Source organism: Thalassoroseus pseudoceratinae (genome assembly GCF_011634775.1).
Taxonomy (GTDB): Bacteria; Planctomycetota; Planctomycetia; order Planctomycetales; family Planctomycetaceae; genus Thalassoroseus; species Thalassoroseus pseudoceratinae.
In genome coordinates this window covers 303,453-317,699 of record NZ_JAALXT010000001.1, presented here as the reverse complement: position 1 = coordinate 317,699, position 14,247 = coordinate 303,453, and the positions used below count along the sequence as shown (strand labels likewise).

Here is a 14,247-nt window from a genome sequence, read left to right as displayed (position 1 = left end):
GTCGGATGTGCTTGGGCTGTGTAGTGTTGTGGTAAGGGGATGGTTTCTCCAAACCCGGCGAAACAATCTGTTGGTTTGACCACACGAAATCGTCTTCAATAGTGGTGCCCCAACCGTTTTTGGGGAAAACGATCTGTGAAGTCGATGCTGTGGATCAATCAGGGAGCGATCGATGCAAATTCGTCGAACCGTTGGACTGCTGGCCGTCGTAGTTTTGTCTTCGACATTCGTCGCTCCAGCTTCTGCCGAAAAGTTAGATCCGAAAATCGAAACGGCAGTGAACAAAGGTTTGGAGTGGCTCGCCAGTCGTCAACGTCGGCAGGGCTATTGGGAAGCCAATAGCAACCAGTACCGCGTTGCGATGACGGCGCTCGCCGGAAATGCGTTTCTGTGCGAAGGATCAACCACGACCCGCGGAAAGTATTATAAGAATATTCGCTCGGCGGTGGATTACCTCGTCTCTGTCGCTCGCCCGAACGGATTGATCGGTTACGAGAACGATTACCACTACACCTACGGTCATGGTTACTCGATGCTGTTTCTCTCGCAGGTCTATGGTGAGGAGGAAGACGCCGAGCGTCGTGAGAAACTGCGGAAGGTGCTGACGAAAGCTGTCGAGTTCTGTGCGAATGCCCAAACAACTGCCGGCGGTTGGGGGTACGTCTCCGCGAAAGATGGAAATGGTTTCGACGAAGGTTCGACGTGTATCACCCAAGTCCAAGGACTGCGTGCCTGCCGAGACGCGGGGATTCCCGTCTCGCGAGAAATTATCGATAAGGGTAAGGAGTACGTTTGGGAGTGCACGATCAAAAAAGGTCCGCAAGCGGGTGGCGTCCAATATAGTATTCGCGGTGGTGGGGCTCGTCCGCCGATTACCGCCGCTGGTGTCGCTGCCATGTTCAACTTCGGCGATTACGAATCCGAACGAGCGGCGTTGATGCTGGACTTCTGCAAGAAAAATGTCTGGCCGGGGCAAGGCAACATGTATAGTGGCCATTGGCATTACATGCACTTCTACTACGCCCAGGTGATGTACCGTTTCAAAGACGAATGGCCAAAGTACTTCAAAGAGATCAGCCAAGAACTCATCCGTAAACAATCGCACGATGGGGCCTGGAAAGAAGGCCACGTCGGACCGGTCTACGTGACGGCGATCAACCTCACCATCCTTCAATTGCAACGAGGATATTTGCCAATCTATCAACGCTGAGCATGGTCAAATACCTGCGGTCAGTCACGAAACGATTGCATCCGAACTAGGAATGCTTTAAGGTCATCGCCGATTCCATCGTTCACTCTTCGGGTGTACTTCCGTGCAAGAAGGATTGACCGTATTTCTGGGCTTGCTGTGTTTCTTGGCATTCACAGTCAATGCGGTGTTGCTTGCCGTGTTGCTGGTGCGTCGAAATGGACAAGGCTTGGCCCGCTGCCCACGTTGCAATCGGCAGATCATCTGTCCGCATTGTGAAGACGAAGACCAACCGCCCGACTTCACCTAGACGGGCTTGGAATGGTTCGGCGATCGACCGCCCCTACGCCGGATCTTTGAAGGCGAGTTGCCGGAGCCGTTCGTAGTCGGTGGGGGTATCCATATCGAGTCGAATCGCCGGATCATTGACGGCGACTTCTTCCACCTCGGAGGCGAACTCGCGAACCAAGGTGTTCAAACCTTGATCCGCAGGAATTGCTGCCACGTGATCTGCAAGTGTCCAACGGAAAATTACGGGGTGACCTCGTCGACCTTCATGCGTGGGAATCAAGATCTTTGCGTTGGAACTCATCCAAGTGGCGAGCAATGATTCAACAGTGTCGCGACTGATCAGTGGATAGTCGGCTGGGGTCAGCATCCACGCATCGTTTGTGTTCGGAGAGAACCGGCACGCGATTTCCGTGAGGGCAACTTCGACACTCGACCGCATGTCTGGCGGGGCGTGATCGGGTTGAATGACCGTTGCATTGGCGGCCCTCACAGCGTCTGCCAAATACACGTCGTCTTTTCGCATGACAACAAGACGCTCCGTGACTCGCGACGAATCCAATGCGTTCAACAAACGCTCGATCACCGTCTGCTGACCGATCGGCAACAGCAGTTTGGGTTGTCCCATTCGACGGCTGTGTCCCGCTGCGGGAATGATGACAAACACGCGGCCGCTCGGCATGGATTCGTCTCCTCGACAACGTCGTTCTTAAACCCCTTGTTCGCTGCTAGGTCACACCCTACGCTACATCGTGTTGCCACTGACGGTGTTTATTCGCGGAAAATAGCGGTTCAAAGGCTCTCAACCGAACCCAAAATTCGCCCGAGTTACTGTGACAACCTCGCAAGCCGAACACTCTAGGTCGATGGACTTTCGATGAAAATCTTACTTGTGAATGATGATGGAATCCATGCTCCGGGTCTACACGCTTTGCACGATGCATTGTGCGAACTGGGCGAAGTCACGGTCGTCGCGCCCGCGTTGGAACAGAGTGGAGTTGGCTTGTCGATTACGTATCTTCATCCATTGATGGTTCACAAGGAGCAACGTGACGGCGAGCATTTTGGCTGGGCGGTCCACGGGAGCCCAGCGGATTGTGTGAAGCTCGGCATGCTGGAGTTCTGCGAAAACCCACCGGATTTGGTCGTTAGTGGAATCAATTCCGGATCGAACGTGGGAATCAATGTTCTGTATTCCGGAACCGTCGCGGGAGCAATTGAAGGCGCGTTTTTCGGTGTGACGTCGGTGGCGGTTTCGCTCTCGATGGAGACGCTCCCTGACTATCCCAGGGCGGCCAAGATTGCTGGGAATTTGATCCGCGACCTACTTGCGACTGACCCGCCGACCGGATCGCTATGGAACTTAAATCTGCCGAAGACGACACCCGAGGGGCCGAAGGGCGTGAAAGTCGTTCGGATGGGGGTCAAACGCATTGACGACACCATTGAAAAGCGTCTTGATCCACGTGGCCGTCCCTACTACTGGAGTGGCTTAGACCCGGCTCGCAATCATGCTCAGATCCCAGAAACCGATAATTACGAAGTCTCGAAGGGTTTCGTAACTCTGACGCCGTTGCACTTTGATCTCAGTGAGACCACACTGATGGAACAAGCGGCGAAGATTTCGTGGTCGATTGATTCGGAAACTTAAGATTCCATCGCTTTGTGATTCGCTTCCGAGAGCATTTTCACCACGACACAAAAAACGTTTTTGAAAATCGTAAAGGTGTTTTATGAGCGTTCGGTCTTTCGTTTTCCCGTTAAGCGTTTTCCTTGTCTGCGGTTGCGTGGACATCAATCAGCCAGATCCCGCACCGCAACAGCAGACCAGCCAGGCTCCGACGGAACCGGGAACGGAATCACAGGCACCAAGTAGTCACGAACAAGCCCCGTCGGCACCGCCCCGTCCGACCATTGCCAAAGAAGATGGACGTCTCGTCGACTTGCAGGCCGAGCAGGCGAAGAACCCGGAGTTGGTCATCATCGATAACAAGATCAACGCCAGCGATCCCATCTCCGCCATTGGTTCGGCCTATGTCACGCAAACTTCGCGAGTCCAGGCGTTGAATATGCAGCATCAGCTGAAACTCATGCAAGCGGAAAAAGGGCGGCCACTCAATTTCAATGAGTTCAAAGATTTGGTCAAGCAGTTGAACATTCAATTCAACAAGTTGCCGCCCTATCGCATGTTCGGTTACGACTCGAAAACCGGTGAGATCGCCATCATCGAAGACAAAGCCATGAAGAAAAAGATCTACGACGAGAAAGGCATTCCCTGGGACGAATAGTCTCTACCGTTGAGAACTCGCGATTCGATTTCGTTTCGGCTCTTTGCGAACGGGGGCCTTGCGAATACCCGCGATTTGTCGCCGCAGGACATCACCTGTGAAGATGTTCGGCTTCTGCACAAACAACGACCGGAACAGCGGGAACTCCGTGACCGGGGTATCGTCGGTCATCACGGGAACATTGGTAAGTAGTTTACGAACTTCGTTTCCGTCACCCAGGTACAAGGCTTGGAGTTCGGCAGCGGAGTCCACAATGTCGTCCCACTCTTGCAGGTCGCGGACGACGTTTGCATCGCGATACATTTCGGTGATTCGCTGATCGACATCTTTAAACGGTTGACGTCGTCCCAGCATATAGAAGCCTTGCGGAAAACCATCGGACCCAGGGCCGGACCAAATTCGTGTATGCTCGAAAACATTCAGATAAGTTTTCATCACATAGCGAATTTCGTGTTCTTCCCAAGGCGGAATCCACAGGCAAAAAACTCCGCCGTCTGTGATGCGACTCTTCGCGAGTTCGAAGAATTCCTGCGTGTAAAGATTGACGGTGCCCGCACTGTAAAATGGTGGTGCAGGATCGACAGTGATGACGTCGTAACGCCGGTCGTTCATTTGGAGGTAGTTGCGTCCATCGTCCGCGATGGCATGCACATCCGGTCGACGTAGCAGGTCTTTCTGGTCGGGATGGAAGAATCCGAAGCAATCGAACACGTCTGGCAACAGTTCGACCACCCACGATTCCACATCATCATAGACCATCGCAGATTTCAGCGAGGTTCCCATTCCGCAACAAATCACGCAAACGCGTCGATCGCGAGCGGGTTGGTCTGGCGTGGCTTGGGGATCGTCGGCCAATGCTAATGGCAAATGAGCCATGAGTTTTGTCTCGACGCAGAGGTGCGTCATCCCTTCGCCATTGACCCACAGTTGTTTGTACGGACCAAACGCGGTCGTTGTGCCGGTTGCGGACTCGGTATGTCGAAAGACTTGCAGCGAATCGGCGCTTTTCGTCGCCATCCGTGCCTGCATGCGGCTTTCGATGACTCTCAAGTACGGATCGCCCACGGTCACCGCGAGTACGCAGCACGCGACCAGCAGCCCCCAAGAGACGTGTTTGCTCTTCGATGGAGTTGACTGTCCGAGGACTTGCCGACGAGCATCAAGTTTTAACAACCATCCCCCGACAAGGGCACTCGCGATGGCCAACACGATCCCGGATCGACTCACGCCGAATGTCGAAATGAACAAGAACCCGCCAGCAAGGGCACCCAAAATGCTGCCGAACGTGTTCCAGGCGTATAAGTCGGACACATCGCGACCGGCTCTTCCAGCCACTCGGGTGTAACAATGGGCGGCCAATGGAAAACCCATGCCCCATAAGAACGAGAGCGGTCCCAAAAGTAAGATGGGAGCCGTCAGTAGAACTCGGAGGTTTGTGCCTGTAAGGAACGACGGCCGAGCCATTCCGCCCATCCAGCCGAAAAGATGCAACGCGAACAACGCAGCCACAGCGGACAAAATTTGCACTCGGGCATACGTTCGGAGCGGGTTGGTCAACTCGTCCAGCGATCGTCCCATCCAATAACTGCCGAGTCCAATTCCCGCGAGGACGACACCCAACATCGAACTGAAAGCGTAAATGCTCGTGCCTTGATACAGCACCAACATCCGTCCCCAAATGACCTCGGTTGCCAAGGCGATGAATCCGTTAATGGCGAACGCGAGAAGAATAGCCCATCGCAATTTGCGGTCCGTTGGTTGTTGAACTGACGGCTCCTCGGCGACCTTGATTCGTTCAATGCGTGTTGCCGACTCATATTTTCGAGACAACCCGACCGCGACCATTGCGACGATTGCATTGAGCATAGCCCCACAAACGATGGTGGCAGTTTCCCCAATAGTTCCAAGCAGCACGAAGCCCGCGGTTAAACAGCCGACGAACGCTCCGAAGGTGTTCACGGCGTAGAGGTTCGCTACACCGCGTCGGAAATCTGGGAACCATCGGCCACCGAAGCTGCACAGTGTGGGCAAGGTTGCCCCCATAAGAAGTGTCGGAAGCAGCAAGACCACCGTAGAAATACAGACCTGCCATGTGGTGAGGATCGTACGAGAGCCATCGGCCGCGTGGTACAAAGTTCGATACAGTGGCAACAATTGCTGCGGCAAGATCAACGTCATCAAGGCTGCCGCCGCGACTGCCAGTTCCAGCATGGCGTACCATAGGAGTGGTCGGCGGACGCGATCCACAAATCGTCCGGAGAGAAAACTTCCGAGTGCCAAGCCACCCATGAAGACAGCGAGCACGGTCGATGTGGCGTACGAAGTGCTACCAAGGATCCGAGTGAGCATTCGCACCCACACAACCTCGTACATCAACCCGCACACACCAGAAACAAAAAACATTCCGAACAGGATTCGAGAGGCCGAAGCCGTCCAGCTTGCTTGGGGCGCGTCCACACGCATGGTTTTATCCAATAATGAGTCGTATGTGATTGCACATCGTTGCGCAGGGAATTGCAATTTGCGGGGGCAGTTCCTCGGAGTTCTTCACCGACCACGTGAAGTGTTTACGGAACGCATCCCGCCGCAATTATTCGTGGGATAAAAAACGGACCTCGTCAAATGGGACCTGATGGATCCGCATGTGTGCGGCGAGTTCAATATGATCTGTGGCGATATCGGCGGATTGTAGGAATTTTAACACCAGATGAACCCTTGCTTCGCTGATCGGAATACGTCACCCTCCGGGTTGGCGATTCACCGCCCCATATCAGAAGAGGAGCTTTTTGTATGTCCGACCGCGTGTTCGCCATTGGTGATATTCACGGCTGCGATACCGCATTGAACGCCCTGCTGGATCGACTCAAACTGACACCGACGGACACGGTCGTTGTTTTGGGTGATATCGTCGATCGCGGACCAGGAAGTCGGCAAGTCATCGAACGGTTGATGACGCTTCACGACGAATGCAATTTCGTGCTAATTCGTGGCAATCACGATGAAATGATGATCAAAGCTTACGAAGGCACCGATTCCTACATGTCCGCCATGTGGCTGCAAGTCGGAGGTTTGGAGGCTTTGGAATCGTATGGCGGACAGACTCTTGGTTTGGTTCCGGAAGCCCATATCAACTTTTTGAAGACCAGCGTGGACTATTGGGAAACGGAGACCGACGTGTTCATTCATGGGAACTTGCGGCCCGAAATTCCCCTGCAAAGCCAACATTGGGAAGCAATGAGATGGGAACACCTGAGCGGGGTCGAAGCCGCCCTGCCGGACGGTCGTCGTGTGGTCTGTGGCCATACCAGCCAGAAAGACGGTCGTCCTGTGGTTATGGAGGGCTGGGTCTGCATTGATACATTCGCCAGTGGGAGCGGCTGGCTGACCGCCTTGGAGACCGGCACGAATGAGATCTACCGTTCCAAAGAAACTGGCCAAATCGAAGGACCACTGTGGCTTGACGAAGTCGCCAACGAGTTTCACCGGTGAATGACCCGCCGCTTTCGTCGCAAAGTCGAACAGACCGAGCTGGTGGTGATCTTAGCGTCGTCTTCCTGTGGCCGTTTGAAAATCGAATCCTATAAACCGTATGCACTACGTCCCCGACTCCTTCCGTGAATTCCTCCCAACCGATTCCGATTCCAAGCGGGAGCGCAGTATCCATTACCGGTCTGCACCGCTGTATTTGTTAACGGGGATCGTGCTGGCATTGATCGGGTTCGATTTGCTGTTCGGCGTTGCTCCACCACCGGGATGGGAAACGCAGACCGTGTTCGGATTTCGTCTGGCGATGTGGGCTGCACTCGTCGGCGGTAGTCGGCTGCTCTACCACACGCTCGATGACTTGTGGGAAGGCAAAGTCGGGGCAGGATTGGCGTTGGTGATCGCGTTGGCGTCGGCCATTTTGCTGGGGGAGTACATCACCGCAGCGTTGGTTGTCGCGATTACGCTTCTCGGTGAGTGCTTGGAAGGTTACACGATTGACCGGGCACAAGCGGCGATCCGTGAAAGCCTCATGACGTGTCCGGCGACAGCGCTCGTCGTGAGAAACGGACAGGAAATCGAAGTCTCCGCGAGCGAAGTCGCAACCGAAGACACCGTTGTCGTGCGACCGGGGGACGTCATTCCGGTTGATGGTCATGTGACGGACGGGAGCTCCGAAGTCGATGAAAGTTCGCTCAGCGGCGAATCTCTGCCAGTCGCAAAAACGGAAGGCGCACGGGTTTTCGCCGGAACCATTAATCAACTCGGTCTGTTGAAGGTTTCAGCCGAGCGAACCGGAGAGGAAACGACATCCGCTAGAATTGCCCAGTTCACGCGTGAAGCAGCCGCCGAACGCACAGCGACAATGCGGACGGCCGACCGATGGGCACAATTGTTTCTCCCAATTCTGCTGTTGGCGGCAGTACTCACCTTGATCGGTTGGCGTCTTGCCAGTGGTGAGTGGAGCCGCGGATTCGAGCCGGCTTTGGCCGTGCTGGTGGTCTCGTGTCCGTGTGCATTGGTCTTGGCGACACCGACCGCTGCGATGGCGGCTCTGGCTTGGACGTCCAAGCATGGCGTCGTACCCCGGGGGACTTCGGTACTTGAGCGATTAGCCGAAGTCGACACCTTCGCATTCGACAAGACCGGCACATTGACCGAATCACGGTTTGCCATTGCGAGAGTCGAATCTTCGGAAAAGTTCGATGAAACCGATGTGCTGACTTTTGCAGCCGCACTGGAACAGCACTGCGAGCATCCGCTGGCCGATGCCGTCTGTGATGTAGTGCGGGAACGCGGATTGATTATCCCTGAAGTCCAAAGCGTCCGGATTCATCCCGGCTTCGGGGTGACTGGGGAGACCGTCACAGACGGTCGGCAGATTGTTGTCGGGAGTGAAGCGTTTCTTCGGTCTCGCGATGTCGCGATCACCGAAGGGAATCAGAGTGACGAAACGATATTCGGTGTCGCTGTCGACGGCGACTTTTATGGATGGATTACCTTGACGAGCCGCGAACGAAATTCGGCTCGGCAGACCTTGACCGAACTTCGTGCCCTTGGGGTGACGGAAATGGTGTTGCTCACTGGCGATCACCAAAAAGCGGCGGATTCACTCGCGAGCCACCTTGGTCGATTCGACGAAGTGCACTCAGGGTTGCAGCCCGAAGACAAAGCACGCTGGATCGCCAATCGTCAATCGGATGGTCGTCATGTCGCCATGGTCGGCGATGGGATCAACGACGCCCCTGCCCTGGCGGTTGCGTCGGTGGGGATCTCAGTTGGGAATACTCGCAATGAACTTGTTCGGCAGGCGGGAGATCTGCTTCTGCTCGGTGATCCGCTTCGGCCGCTCTCGGGGTTGGTCCGGTTGTCACGAGCGATGGTCGCGAACATTCGCCAGAACATTTTGGTGTTCGCGTTCGGGCTGAACATTCTTGGAGTGTTGCTTAGTGCAACGGGATGGCTGGATCCTGTTGCCGCAGCGATACTTCACGAAATCGGTTCCCTCGCCGTCATGCTCAACGCAATGCGTTTGCTGTGGTTTGAACCCGCACCAACAAGCTCACTCGCACGCTGGACAACTCGTTTGGGGCAAGCTGCGGACTCCGTCGCCCAGTTTTTGTCGCCGACTCGGATCACGTTTTGGTTCCTCGATCGTGCGAGTTTGCTGACGCGACTTGCAATGGCCGCAGTGGCGATGGTTTGGCTTTCTTGGAACATTGTGCAGATTCGCAGTGATGAATCGGCCTTCGTGACTCGTTTTGGCCGAGTTGAGCAGCAACTCGCGGCAGGTTTGTATTGGCGTTGGCCACCACCGTTCGAGAATGTTTATCGCAGTCGGACGGATGAAATCCATCAAATTCCGATCGGATTTCGACCAGTCGATGAAACTCAGTCGGAACAAACTCCAGACGTTGACTTCGACGCTTCCACCGTTGAATGGGTCAGCGAACATCACACGGATCGAATTCGTTCGGACACGCAGGAATCACTCATTTTGACCGGCGACGAAGTTCCGATCGAACTCACGGCCGAAGTGCTTTACCAGATTCACGATTTGCAAAAGTTCGCGTTTGGCATGTCCGGTGCAGATGGACTACTCCGGGCAGTTTCAGAAACAGAGATTCGGCAACTCGCGGCGGGCTTGACGCTGGACGAGATTCTCACCACCGAACGCAGCCAACTCGAACGACGTTGCCGGGACCGGATCGAACGGCGATTCAACCAAATGGATCTGGGACTCACCGTTGCCGCGGTTCGGTTGTTGGACGTGCATCCGCCGACATCCGTTGTGGCGGCGTATCGGGATGTGGCGGATGCGATGGAGAATCGCGAGCAACTGATTAACCTGGCATTGGAGTATGAGTCACAGAAGCTGCTGACGGTCGCCGGCGAGACGGCTTTTGACCGCTTACGCTCCGGGCTCGCTGGCGGTTCTCGCACGATTGATCCGGCGGCGTGGGATGCGGTCACGAAGTCGCTAACCGCCCATCCAGAGATTCCGCAAGACAACCAAAGTTATGAGTTGGCGGGGCAGGCAGCTCGATCAATCTTGGAAGCCCATGCCGATGCAATCCGGACACGCTCGAAAGCCGACGGTGAGTCGGATCGGTTTCGCAGCTTGCTGCAAGCCTATCAACAGCATCCCGAAGAAACCTCATTCGAGATCTTCTGGCAGACGATCGAAGAAAATCTAGCCGATCGCGAAATGACCATTCTCGACCCGGCGGTGCAGGGACGCCGACGTATTTGGATTGGAGCGGAAAGCCCGCTGACATTGCCGGGAGCCGTTCCGCGACCTGAAAGCCAACCTCAGGTCGATGCAGAACACACACCGACGAACTGAATCAAACGCATTGGCAATTTTGTTGAGGAATCGATGCCAACCGAAAAAGAGAAGATGCTCGCCGGCGAGTTCTATGATGCATTGGACGGGGAGTTGGTTCGGGATCGCGAACGAGCACGGGACCTGTGTACGCAATTAAATCAAGCCGATGCCAGTGACACCAACCGCATGCGTCAGGTCATGATTGACTTGTTTGGAACGGGCGGCGACACCGTTTGGATGCAGCCTCCATTCTACTGTGACTACGGTCAAAACATTCATCTTGGGCAGCGTGTCTTTTTCAATTTCAACTGTGTCGTGCTCGATGTTTGCCCCGTTCGCATTGGCGATTTTTGCCAGTTTGGTCCAGCGGTTCAGATTTTGACTGCCAGTCATCCGATGAACGCCATGAGTCGTCGCGGTCGGGAATTCGGGAAGCCTATTGAAATCGGTTCCGATGTCTGGGTCGGTGGGGGCGCGATCATTTGCCCGGGGGTAAGCATCGGTGAAAGATCGGTCATCGGTGCCGGAAGTATCGTCACCAAGGATGTGCCTGCCGGAGTTTTTGCCGCGGGAAATCCTTGCCGCGTCATTCGTTATATCTCCGAAGACGAGCAGTAAGGGCGGCAAATTCTTTGAGTGACTCTCGTCGTGGGAACCGACGGGCTACAATCGCTGGCCATTGCGGACTATGATTCGCAAAAGCCCAGGGCGTGTTTCGACTTTGTGTTTTGTTCGAGGAATGTGTTCCAACGAAATCACAGTGCCAGCCTCGACATCACGACTCGACTTGGTCCCAGATGCCACATCAAATCGAACAAGGAAAAATCCGTGGATCGCATTGTCTTTGACGTACTCTCACGATGGCTGCATGTGTTCTTCGCCATTGTCCTGCTGGGCGGTGGCATCTTCATCCGCTTCGTATTGCAACCGGCTGCTTCCGAACTTCCTGAGGACCAACACGCGGCTCTCCATTCTCGAGTGATGGCTCGATGGAAGCGGCTCGTGATGATCACCATTGGACTGCTACTGCTCAGCGGTTTCTACAATTACATCGTCGTCATGATTCCGAAGCACAAAGGGGACGGCCTCTATCACGGTTTGATGGGCGGCAAAATGATCCTGGCGTTCGTCGTGTTCTTCCTGGTTTCCGCACTGACAGGAAAGTCCGCAGGCTTGCAAAAGATTCGTGACAATTCTCGGCTGTGGACCACAGTCACGGTTGTTCTAGGAACCATCATTGTGCTCATCGCCGGGTTCTTGAAAATTCGAGGGTGACCCGTGGAACCAGACTTCGAACGCATCGCGTTGGGAATTCGCCAACCATGGGCGGAATTGATCCTGCGAGGGATCAAGACGATCGAGGTGCGTTCAAGCCACACCCGGCAGCGGGGTACGATCTATGTGTACGCTTCGAAAAAAATCTCGAACAATGCCGCCGCGGACCTTATGGTTGAAGAACACGGTTTGGATCTCGACGAACTCCCGCGTGGCGTGATCGTTGGCACGGTTCAAATCGTGGATTCCGTGGCGACAAGACCGCAGGACGAAGATCAAGCCTGTTTGCCACCGACGCTGCTCGATGGAAAGTTCGGTTGGCGCTTGCAGGATGCGAGTCGGTTGGAGGAACCACTCACTCCACGTTTTCTTCCGTATGGCGTGTGGTTTTATCCATTTCGTCGCCGATCGTCTGGTTCAGACGGCGAATAACGAGAAATCGGATTTGCTCGAAAAATCGTTTGGCAGTCCGAGTTTTGTGACCTACGGTTGGGAAGACATTCCCCGCCATTCCAGAACTCGGTCGGTTCGTATGTTTCAACGACATCAGCGAACCCTTGCCTACTTGTTTTTCGGAGCACTGATTGATGAAGACGTTGAGTTTCCGAAACCCGCCTGATGATCTTGTGTGTTCCTCGAACCAACTGGGGAATCGGCGTGGTGGAGTCATCATTGTCATGTCAGCCGCGATGATGGTCATGATTTTGGCCATGGCGGCGTTCTCGCTGGATGTCGGTTGGATTTCGCTCACCAAGGCGCAGATGCAAAACGCTGTCGATGCTGGTGCGCTCGCTGCCGCAATGGAGTTGAATCCGTATGCCAACCAGGAGGACGTCGAAGCTGCCGCTCGGCAAGCAGCGGGCGAGATTGCGGCGTTGCACCGAGCTGGCGATAAGCGAAGTGTGAGCTTAACCGCCGGAAACGGAAACGTCGAATTCGGTCGGCAGACCTACGACCCCGATACGGGAGAGACGATCTTCGACTGGGGGCCAGACGCAAGACCGTACAACATGGTCAAGGTCACTGCGGAAAAACGAAAAATCGAGACCGGCGTGACGACCGACGATCGGCGATTGCCTTTGTTTTTCGGACCGGTCATCGGACAGCCAAAAGCTCCGCTGGAAGCTCATGCGATCGCCACGTTCCAACCTCGGGACATCGTCCTTGTGCTGGACTATTCGGCATCCATGAACGACGACAGCGAGCTTCGTTCAATCGGCACACTCGGGCAAGACGCCATTGAAGACAACATCTATCAAATGTGGCAAGACCTAGGCTCGCCAACCTATGGCAACATGGGTTTTTGGCCAGATTGGGTGACTGTTCCTGGCCAGGATGTCGATTTCGACGTCACTTGGAAATCGGACGAAGTGTACGTCCAGAAGACCGGTTCCCGAAAAATTCGAGCAATTTATCTGGAATACGCCAACGGTCGCTATGACTATTGGACCATGAACCGAAATAGCGGTACTTGGAAAGGCAGCGGAAGCAATAATGGCCAACGCATCACATCGGCGTGGGTCAACGATGGGAACGAGTGGGAAGAATTCGATTTCTATCGAAACAGCACCATCCGTCGCGGCCTAGGTCTTAACGGCGTGAACTACCCGTCCTCCGGCGATTGGGACGACTTCATCGAGTATTGTCGATCACACAGCAACAATATGCCGTGGTACGACGGTGATGTTTACTCCGCCGGGTATCGTCGCAAGTTCGGTATGCTCACGCTGATCAACTTCTGGAATAAGAACAAACCGAAGCACAGTCAAACACCTGACCTGTGGCGAGCCAGCCAACAGCCGATTACGGCTCTGAAAGACGCTTGCGATATTCTGCTGGATTACCTCGTTGCCGTTGCGGCGGAAGATCAGGTGGGGTTGTCGATCTATACGGCGGCGGACTCTCATGGGCTTTTGGAATCCGGATTGACTCGTGACTATGGATTGCTGAAAACCATCTCCAGGCAACGACAGGCGGGACACTACCACACGAATACCAACATCGGTGCGGGGATGAACAAGGGACGCATCGAACTGGAAAACAACGCCCGTCCGAAAGCCTATCGAATGATGGTTTTGATGACGGACGGTTTGGCCAACATGTCGTCGACGGGAGCCAGCCCAAGGGATTATGCCATCGACGAAGCCCAATATGCCGCCGCTTCTGGAATCAAAATCATGACGATTAGCTTGGGAGCCGGGGCTGACACGGGATTGATGCAACAAATCGCCGACATCACCGGAGGCAAACATTTCAACGTTCCCGGTGGACAAGGGGTGGCTCAGTACACCGAGCAACTCAAAGAAACATTCGCAACGATCGCCTCGAGTCGTCCGCTCAAGTTGATCGAAGTTCCATAAGTTAGAAAAACATTCCGCAAACACCTCGGTGGGTCT

The 14,247-nt window shown here is 54.7% G+C and carries 12 protein-coding genes; 10 read left to right on the top strand and 2 right to left on the bottom strand.

The features are described 5' to 3' along the window. The first annotated feature begins 172 nt into the window (after positions 1-172). The gene (locus G6R38_RS01140; RefSeq protein WP_166819855.1) at positions 173-1,210 is read left to right on the top strand and encodes a prenyltransferase/squalene oxidase repeat-containing protein; all 1,038 of its coding nucleotides are present in this window, start codon (positions 173-175) and stop codon (positions 1,208-1,210) included. A 103-nt stretch (positions 1,211-1,313) separates the two neighbouring features. Beyond that, positions 1,314-1,499: a hypothetical protein gene (locus G6R38_RS01135; RefSeq protein WP_166819854.1), complete on the top strand. Its 186-nt coding sequence runs from the start codon at positions 1,314-1,316 to the stop codon at positions 1,497-1,499. A 33-nt stretch (positions 1,500-1,532) separates the two neighbouring features. Here G6R38_RS01135 and G6R38_RS01130 read toward each other — a convergent pair whose 3' ends face one another. Further along, the gene (locus tag G6R38_RS01130; RefSeq protein WP_166819853.1) at positions 1,533-2,159 is read right to left on the bottom strand and encodes a nucleotidyltransferase family protein; all 627 of its coding nucleotides are present in this window, start codon (positions 2,157-2,159) and stop codon (positions 1,533-1,535) included. 195 nt (positions 2,160-2,354) lie between these two features. On the opposite strand from G6R38_RS01130, the gene surE reads away from it, so the two are divergent. Both surE and G6R38_RS01120 read left to right on the top strand, forming a co-directional pair. Continuing rightward, positions 2,355-3,128, top strand: coding sequence for a 5'/3'-nucleotidase SurE (gene surE / locus G6R38_RS01125; protein ID WP_166819852.1), 774 nt, complete (start codon positions 2,355-2,357; stop codon positions 3,126-3,128). An 82-nt stretch (positions 3,129-3,210) separates the two neighbouring features. Then, positions 3,211-3,765: a hypothetical protein gene (locus tag G6R38_RS01120; RefSeq protein WP_166819851.1), complete on the top strand. Its 555-nt coding sequence runs from the start codon at positions 3,211-3,213 to the stop codon at positions 3,763-3,765. 3 nt (positions 3,766-3,768) lie between these two features. Here G6R38_RS01120 and G6R38_RS01115 read toward each other — a convergent pair whose 3' ends face one another. After that, on the bottom strand, positions 3,769-6,228 hold the full coding sequence (locus G6R38_RS01115) for a fused MFS/spermidine synthase (RefSeq protein ID WP_166819850.1): 2,460 nt from the start codon (positions 6,226-6,228) through the stop codon (positions 3,769-3,771). A 327-nt stretch (positions 6,229-6,555) separates the two neighbouring features. Here G6R38_RS01115 and G6R38_RS01110 point away from each other — a divergent pair, with 327 nt between their 5' ends. The 6 genes from G6R38_RS01110 (at position 6,556) to G6R38_RS01085 (ending at position 14,211) form a co-directional block, all read left to right on the top strand. Continuing rightward, positions 6,556-7,254, top strand: coding sequence for a metallophosphoesterase family protein (locus G6R38_RS01110; protein ID WP_166819849.1), 699 nt, complete (start codon positions 6,556-6,558; stop codon positions 7,252-7,254). A 100-nt stretch (positions 7,255-7,354) separates the two neighbouring features. Further along, positions 7,355-10,594 carry a cation-translocating P-type ATPase family protein gene (locus G6R38_RS01105; protein ID WP_166819848.1) on the top strand — a complete coding sequence of 1,080 codons (3,240 nt, stop codon included), beginning with the start codon at positions 7,355-7,357 and terminating at the stop codon, positions 10,592-10,594. A 33-nt stretch (positions 10,595-10,627) separates the two neighbouring features. Then, positions 10,628-11,194: a sugar O-acetyltransferase gene (locus G6R38_RS01100; RefSeq protein WP_166819847.1), complete on the top strand. Its 567-nt coding sequence runs from the start codon at positions 10,628-10,630 to the stop codon at positions 11,192-11,194. 210 nt (positions 11,195-11,404) lie between these two features. Next, a complete protein-coding gene (locus G6R38_RS01095) occupies positions 11,405-11,851 on the top strand; it encodes a hypothetical protein (RefSeq protein ID WP_240928018.1) in 447 nt (148 codons plus the stop codon). A 3-nt stretch (positions 11,852-11,854) separates the two neighbouring features. Beyond that, complete coding sequence (locus G6R38_RS01090; RefSeq protein WP_166819846.1) at positions 11,855-12,283, top strand: ASCH domain-containing protein; 429 nt, start codon at positions 11,855-11,857, stop codon at positions 12,281-12,283. Positions 12,284-12,438: 155 nt separating this feature from the next. Further along, positions 12,439-14,211, top strand: coding sequence for a pilus assembly protein TadG-related protein (locus G6R38_RS01085; RefSeq protein WP_166819845.1), 1,773 nt, complete (start codon positions 12,439-12,441; stop codon positions 14,209-14,211). Positions 14,212-14,247: the final 36 nt, after the last annotated feature.

Coding starts and splice junctions, on each gene's coding strand:
- G6R38_RS01140 (WP_166819855.1), top strand. CDS start 173: ATGCAAATTCGTCGAACCGTTGGACTGCTGGCCGTCGTAGTTTTGTCT.
- G6R38_RS01130 (WP_166819853.1), bottom strand. CDS start 2,159: ATGCCGAGCGGCCGCGTGTTTGTCATCATTCCCGCAGCGGGACACAGC.
- surE (WP_166819852.1), top strand. CDS start 2,355: ATGAAAATCTTACTTGTGAATGATGATGGAATCCATGCTCCGGGTCTA.
- G6R38_RS01120 (WP_166819851.1), top strand. CDS start 3,211: ATGAGCGTTCGGTCTTTCGTTTTCCCGTTAAGCGTTTTCCTTGTCTGC.
- G6R38_RS01115 (WP_166819850.1), bottom strand. CDS start 6,228: ATGCGTGTGGACGCGCCCCAAGCAAGCTGGACGGCTTCGGCCTCTCGA.
- G6R38_RS01110 (WP_166819849.1), top strand. CDS start 6,556: ATGTCCGACCGCGTGTTCGCCATTGGTGATATTCACGGCTGCGATACC.
- G6R38_RS01105 (WP_166819848.1), top strand. CDS start 7,355: ATGCACTACGTCCCCGACTCCTTCCGTGAATTCCTCCCAACCGATTCC.
- G6R38_RS01100 (WP_166819847.1), top strand. CDS start 10,628: ATGCCAACCGAAAAAGAGAAGATGCTCGCCGGCGAGTTCTATGATGCA.
- G6R38_RS01085 (WP_166819845.1), top strand. CDS start 12,439: ATGAAGACGTTGAGTTTCCGAAACCCGCCTGATGATCTTGTGTGTTCC.